The sequence below is a fragment of the Halomonas sp. genome (genome assembly GCF_029263665.1).
Taxonomy (GTDB): Bacteria; Pseudomonadota; Gammaproteobacteria; order Pseudomonadales; family Halomonadaceae; genus Halomonas.
On the sequence record NZ_JAJUFQ010000034.1, the window covers coordinates 21,272 to 28,107 of the forward strand.

Annotated in this window: 4 protein-coding genes; 3 read left to right on the forward strand and 1 reads right to left on the reverse strand. The window is 56.9% G+C overall.

What is annotated here, in order from left to right:
* Positions 1 to 277 precede the first annotated feature (277 nt).
* Positions 278 to 2,860 (forward strand): ATP-dependent chaperone ClpB, encoded by a 2,583-nt coding sequence (clpB, locus tag Q1K07_RS20350; protein WP_300315475.1) that lies wholly within the window; start codon positions 278 to 280, stop codon positions 2,858 to 2,860.
* A gap of 186 nt (positions 2,861 to 3,046) precedes the next feature.
* Here clpB and Q1K07_RS20355 read toward each other — a convergent pair whose 3' ends face one another.
* Positions 3,047 to 4,420: a sugar porter family MFS transporter gene (locus Q1K07_RS20355; RefSeq protein ID WP_300315478.1), complete on the reverse strand. Its 1,374-nt coding sequence runs from the start codon at positions 4,418 to 4,420 to the stop codon at positions 3,047 to 3,049.
* A 579-nt stretch (positions 4,421 to 4,999) separates the two neighbouring features.
* Between Q1K07_RS20355 and Q1K07_RS20360 the strand changes: the two genes are divergently transcribed.
* Both Q1K07_RS20360 and Q1K07_RS20365 read left to right on the forward strand, forming a co-directional pair.
* Positions 5,000 to 6,724: an acetolactate synthase 3 large subunit gene (locus Q1K07_RS20360; RefSeq protein ID WP_300315480.1), complete on the forward strand. Its 1,725-nt coding sequence runs from the start codon at positions 5,000 to 5,002 to the stop codon at positions 6,722 to 6,724.
* Positions 6,724 to 6,836, forward strand: a 113-nt coding sequence (locus Q1K07_RS20365; RefSeq protein ID WP_300315484.1) for an ACT domain-containing protein, incomplete at its 3' end; no start/stop codon positions are given. The genes Q1K07_RS20360 and Q1K07_RS20365, both read left to right, overlap by 1 nt.

A 6,836-nucleotide genomic window follows, 5' to 3' on the forward strand; every position in this document is an offset into this window, starting at 1 on the left:
CGCCATACATCATGCTGACACTAATTCATGTCGTGTCTGTGATGCTCCTCTTAGTTCCCTGACGATACCTCTTTATCTGTGTGCGCCTCTTCATCTGCGTGCTGCGTGGCTCCATCTTCTGCTGGGTGGAGGCGACGTGGTACATGCTTGAAAACTGCGGAAACCATCTCCATATCCTTGTCAAGTCACATTGATCGGGTCAAGCGGCGCGTCCGGGTATTTTAGCTTCGTGCTCAACTACACTCCCAATGTAGTGCCGCCATCCCAAGGAGAGGATATGCGCTTCGATAAATTTACTGCCAAGTTGCAAAATGCCGTGGCTGATGCTCAGTCTCTGGCGGTGGGGCACGGCCACAATCAACTGGAACCGGCACATCTGCTGCTGGCGCTGCTGGATGCTCGCGATACGGGAGCCAAGGCGTTGGTACAGAAGGCAGGTGGCGATGCCAACCGCCTGCGCGATACCTTGGTTGGCCAGGTCGACAGTCTGCCCAAGGTCAGCCAGTTCGATGGAGAAGTCCAGCCATCGCGCGATTTGATCAAATTGTTCAACCTCACTGATGCGGAGGCGCAAAAGCGGGGGGATCAGTTCATCGCCAGCGAGCTGGTGCTGCTTGCTGCCATCGACATGAAACACGCGGTGTCCAAGGCACTGAGCCAGGCCGGACTGACACGCAAGCTACTGGAAAGCGCCATTGACAGCTTGCGTGGCGGCCAGAAGGTCGATGACCCCAATGCGGAAGACAAGCGAGAGGCATTGGAAAAGTACACACTGGATCTGACCCAGCGGGCTGCCGACGGCAAACTGGATCCGGTCATCGGCCGTGATGATGAGATTCGCCGCACTATCCAGGTGCTGCAACGGCGCACCAAGAACAACCCGGTATTGATCGGCGAACCTGGTGTGGGCAAGACCGCCATCGTCGAGGGGCTGGCAAGTCGTATCATCAATGGTGAAGTGCCGGAAGGTCTCAAGGATAAGCGCGTACTATCGCTGGACATGGGATCCTTGCTGGCTGGAGCCAAGTTCCGTGGTGAGTTCGAAGAACGCCTGAAGTCGGTGCTCAATGAGCTGTCCCAGGAAGAAGGGCGCGTGATCCTGTTCATCGATGAGCTGCATACCATGGTCGGTGCGGGCAAAGCCGAAGGAGCCATGGATGCCGGTAACATGCTCAAGCCGGCACTGGCTCGAGGTGAGCTGCACTGTGTCGGCGCCACCACTCTGGATGAATATCGCCAGTACATCGAAAAAGATGCGGCACTGGAGCGTCGTTTCCAGAAAGTGCTGGTGGACGAGCCTAGTGAAGAAGATACCGTAGCCATCCTGCGTGGTCTCAAAGAGCGCTACGAGGTGCATCATGGGGTGGATATCACTGATGGCGCCATTATTGCCGCTGCCAAGTTATCAACGCGTTATATCACCGATAGACAGTTGCCGGACAAGGCCATCGACCTGATCGATGAAGCGTCCTCGCGCATTCGCATGGAACTGGACTCCAAGCCTGAGGAAATGGATCGTCTCGACCGTCGCTTGATTCAGCTCAAGATGGAGCGTGAGCACCTCAAGAAGGAAACCGATGAGGCCTCGCGCAAACGTCTGGAGACACTGGAAGAGCAGATCGGCGAACTGGAGCGTGATTACGCCAACCTTGAAGAGATCTGGAAAGCGGAAAAAGCCAGCATTCAAGGTTCCGCTCAGTTCAAGGACGAGCTGGACCGTGCGCGTATCGACCTGGAACAGGCTCGTCGTCAGGGCGATCTGGCACGTATGTCCGAGCTGCAATACGGGGTGATACCGGAACTAGAGAAGAAGATTGCCGAGAGTGGAGAAGCAGAAGCAGACACTTCCGGCCATCGTCTGCTGCGCTCCAATGTCACCGAGGAAGAAATTGCCGAAGTAGTCTCTCGTTGGACGGGGATTCCCGTCTCCAAGATGCTCGAAGGTGAGCGTGACAAGTTGTTGAGGATGGAAGAAGCATTGCATGAGCGGGTGATCGGCCAGGATGAAGCGGTCAACGCTGTCGCCAATGCCGTACGCCGTTCGCGTGCGGGGCTTGCTGACCCCCATCGTCCCAATGGCTCATTCCTGTTCCTCGGTCCGACTGGGGTCGGCAAGACCGAACTGTGCAAATCCTTGGCCAACTTTCTGTTCGACACAGAGGAGGCCATGGTGCGCATCGACATGTCGGAGTTCATGGAGAAACACTCCGTCGCGCGCTTGATCGGGGCTCCTCCTGGCTACGTGGGTTATGAGGAAGGGGGATATCTGACGGAAGCTGTGCGTCGCAAGCCATATTCCGTGCTGCTGCTTGATGAGGTGGAAAAGGCTCACCCGGACGTCTTCAACATTTTGTTGCAGGTGCTGGAAGATGGTCGCCTGACGGATGGCCAGGGCCGGACGGTAGACTTCCGTAACACGGTCATCGTGATGACCTCGAATCTGGGGTCAGACATTATCCAGCAATATGGCGGTGACGATGCGGACTACGAAAGCATGAAGCAGACTGTCATGGAGGTAGTCGGTACGCATTTCCGTCCGGAACTGATCAACCGTATCGACGAGGTCGTCGTCTTCCACGCTCTGGGTCAGGAACAGATTCAGGCTATTGCCGCCATTCAGTTGGAGCGCTTGCGCTCCCGTCTGGCTGAACACGATCTGGGGCTTGATGTCAGTGACTCGGCCATGGCGCAGCTTGCTGTGGTGGGCTTCGATCCAGTGTATGGCGCGCGGCCGTTGAAGCGAGCCATCCAGAGTCGAATCGAAAACCCGCTGGCCCAGGACCTGTTGGCAGGCAAGTTCCAGCCTGGAGATGTCATCCATGTGGATGCAGATGAAGGGCATCTGACATTCAAACACTGACATATCAGTCAGTTATTCACCGTTTTGTGGTGATTCGCTACTGCCAATGGCGCCCAACGGGCGCCATTGGTTTCAGCCGCTATACTGAATAACAGGTTGCGTCCTGTGACCCCCTTGCCCGCCCGGCTCCCCACTTGGCGGGCTTTTTGTGTTTCGCGAGCAGGTCTCAAGTGCCGCTGGCGATATTCAGGCACGAGCGCGAGACAGGTGTACCCGGCGTAGGCTGACATTGTCGCCGACCAGATGCTTTTGCAGCTCCTCGAGAGGCACATTCTTTGTCTCGGGCATCAGGAACATCACGAACACCAATTGAAGCAGCATCATGACGGCGAAGAACGCAAATACAGGACCTCCACTGAAGGTACCCAACACCCAAGGCATCACCAATGTGATCAGTGCGGCGAAGACCCAATGAATGGAGCTGCCAAAGGATTGTCCTCGGGCACGCACGTGATTAGGGAACACTTCGGCGATGAACACCCAGATCACGGCTCCCTGACTGATGGCATGGGCAGCGATGAACAAGGCCAGCAGCAAGGGCACTTCCATACCCCCCAAGGCATCGCTGTAGAAGGCCCGCGAGATCAGCACCAGTGACAGCAGATAGCCGGCAGAGCCGATGAACAGCAATGTGCGCCGTCCGAGTCTGTCGATCAGTGCCATACCGATCATGGTGAATACCAGGTTGACCAGGCCGATGCCAGCAGTGGATAGCAAGGCTGCCTGGCTACCAAGTTGCGCTGCTTCAAGGACCCTGGGGGCGTAGTAGATGATGAAGTTGATGCCAGATAGCTGATTGAAGAAGGCAATCAGGAAAGCCAGCAGGATCGGCAGGCGGTAGCGGCGCGAGAAGAAACGGGCATGGGCGCCACGTTCATCATCCTCGGCAGCTCGGATAGCCGCAATTTCGGCATCCACATTGGCATCGGGATTGATCATCTTGAGGACACGGGTTGCTTCGTCCACTGCATTGCGCTTGAGGATCAGCCAGCGAGGACTGCGCGGAACGCGAGTGATCATCAGCGTATAGATCAGAGCTGGTACGGCTTCGATGCCGAGCATCCAGCGCCAGGCATTCTCGGAAGCGAACAAGGAGCCAATGACATAGTTCGACACGAATGCCATCAAGATGCCGAACACGATGTTGAACTGGTACATGGCGACTAGAAAACCACGTGAACGAGGCGGAGCAATCTCGGATATATACGTGGGAGCTGCCACGGAAGAGATACCCACGCCGATGCCACCAATCAAACGGAAGAAAGCGAACAGCCAAGGATCGGAGACCACGGCAGATCCAACCGCCGAGACCAGATAAAGCACGCCAATCAACAGGAGGGTCTTGCGTCGTCCCAGGGCATCAGTGGGCCAGTTCCCGGTGATGGCGCCCAGTACGGTGCCCCACAGCGCCATGGACATGATCAGCAGACCATGTTGCAGGTCGCTGAGCCCCCATAGCGTCTGAATGGGCTTGTCAGCTCCAGAAATGACCGCCGTGTCGAAGCCGAACAGGAATCCTGCCAGGGCGACGGTGATGGACCATTGCACAATGCGTGACATGGGCCCTCCTTGGAATGTTGTTGGTTGGTGAGATCGTGACGGAGTCATTGCCGGGCAGTGTGTGTTGGCATACAGCGCCACGAGATGATGTAAACCTTCAGGTCATGCAAAATCGTTTAGTGAATCGTGTCAGCATGTGCATTAGAGCAGTCCATGGCGATTAAATCGAGATTTTAACCCTAGACATTAGTCGAGTTTCTTGGGCTGGGAAGAGGCTCTGGGAAGTGCTTGTCGAGTGATTCTCGGGATTGCGCGGTTGACAGTCCTTGGCGGCTATTGGAATCTTGTCTGTTCCTGACTGCGGGCGCGGCATCGACGGGATACCCCCATCGCCGCGTGAAGGGTAGGCTCAAGGGCCTCTACCCGCCGAAGGACTTCCAGGGTTTGGGCCAACCGCCCAACCTGGCCAACGCCCCGACGCGGTGACCCGCCGTGATAGAGAGTGCTGGCCCCAACCGGGCCGACAGACGCCAGGGTTTGGCATCAGGTGCCGGTGCGCCGGCAGCAGCATATCGCTGCACTCGACTTCGCACTCAGGGAGTGCGAATCGCACTCGAGACCTCCAGGGGAGATACATCAGTGGAATTGCTTTCAGGCGCGGACATGATTGCCCGCTTCCTTCACGACGAGGGCGTGGAGTACATCTACGGCTATCCGGGCGGCGCCGCACTTCATATCTATGACGCTCTGTTCCGCCAGGACAAGGTCAAGCACATCCTGGTTCGACATGAGCAGGCTGCCACCCATGCTGCAGACGGTTATGCCCGGGCATCCGGCAAGCCAGGCGTGGTATTGGTAACATCTGGCCCCGGTGCCACCAATGCGGTGACCGGTATCGCGACAGCATACATGGACTCGATTCCCATGGTTGTGCTGTGTGGCCAGGTCATGAGTCACCTGATTGGCGACGATGCCTTTCAGGAGACAGACATCGTTGGGGTGACTCGCCCCATCGTGAAACACAGCTTCACCATCAATCACCCGAGTGAGATTCCCGAGACGCTGAAGAAGGCCTTCTATCTGGCTGCAAGTGGTCGTCCGGGGCCCGTGGTGGTGGATATTCCCAAGGACATGACGGCGCCCACTGAGCGCTACGAGTACGTCTATCCGAAGAAGGTCAAGATACGCTCCTACAACCCGGTGACCCGTGGCCATACCGGCCAGATCAAGAAGGCTGTGGCGATGATGCTGAAAGCGCGTCGTCCCGTGTTCTACACCGGCGGAGGTGTCATCACTGGTCAAGCCAGCGAAGGGCTGACGGACCTGGTGAAGCAGCTTGGCTTTCCCATCACCACCACTTTGATGGGGATCGGCGCATATCCGCAAAGCGATGAACAATGTCTTGGCTGGCTGGGGATGCATGGCTCCTATGAGTCGAACATGACCATGCATCACGCAGATCTGGTCATCGCCATTGGCGCGCGCTTCGATGATCGCGTGACCAATAACACCTCGAAGTTCTGTCCGACCGCCAAGATCATCCATGTCGACATCGATCCCAGCTCCATTTCCAAGACGGTGCGTGCCGACGTGCCCATCGTGGGACCTGCGGCAAGTGTCATCAATGAGATGATCAGCCTGGTCCAGGGACAAGAGCTCGCCAATCCTGAGGCGCTGGAGGACTGGTGGAAAACCATCAATGGCTGGCGCGAAGAGCGGCGTGGCAAGCTCTATGAGCCTTCCAAGCCGGGTGAGGTGCTCAAGCCACAGGAAGTGGTCGAAGCCGTTTGTCGAGCCACGCGTGGTGAAGCCTATGTGACCACTGACGTGGGTCAGCACCAGATGTTCGCGGCCCAGTACTACAAGTTCGACAAGCCCAATCGTCTGATCACTTCCGGTGGTCTCGGTACCATGGGCTTTGGCTTCCCGGCCGCCATGGGCATCAAGCAGAACTTCCCGGATGAAGAAGTGGTGTGCTTCACCGGTGAAGGTAGCTTCCAGATGATGATGCAGGAGCTTTCCACCTGTAAGCAGTTCGGTGGTGGTGTCAAGATCATCAACTTGAACAATGGCTCGTTGGGCATGGTGCGCCAGTGGCAGGATCTCAACTACAAGTCACGTCATGCTCATTCCTATATGGAATCGCTGCCGGACTTTCAGATGCTGATCGAGTCGTATGGCTTCACTGCGCTGAAGGTGACGAAGAAAGAGGACCTGGAGGCAGCTCTTGAGCGAGCCTTCGCCGATACCCATGAACTGGTATTCCTCGACGTCGCCGTGGACCCGCACGAGCACGTTTATCCGATGCAGGTGCCGCTCGGCTCCATGCGTGACATGCTGCTTTCCAAGACGGAGCGGACCTGATGCGCCATATCATCTCGATTCTGATGGAAAATGAACCGGGAGCACTGTCGCGTGTGGTCGGCCTGTTCTCCCAGCGTAACTTCAACATCGAAACCTTGAACGTCGCTCCGAC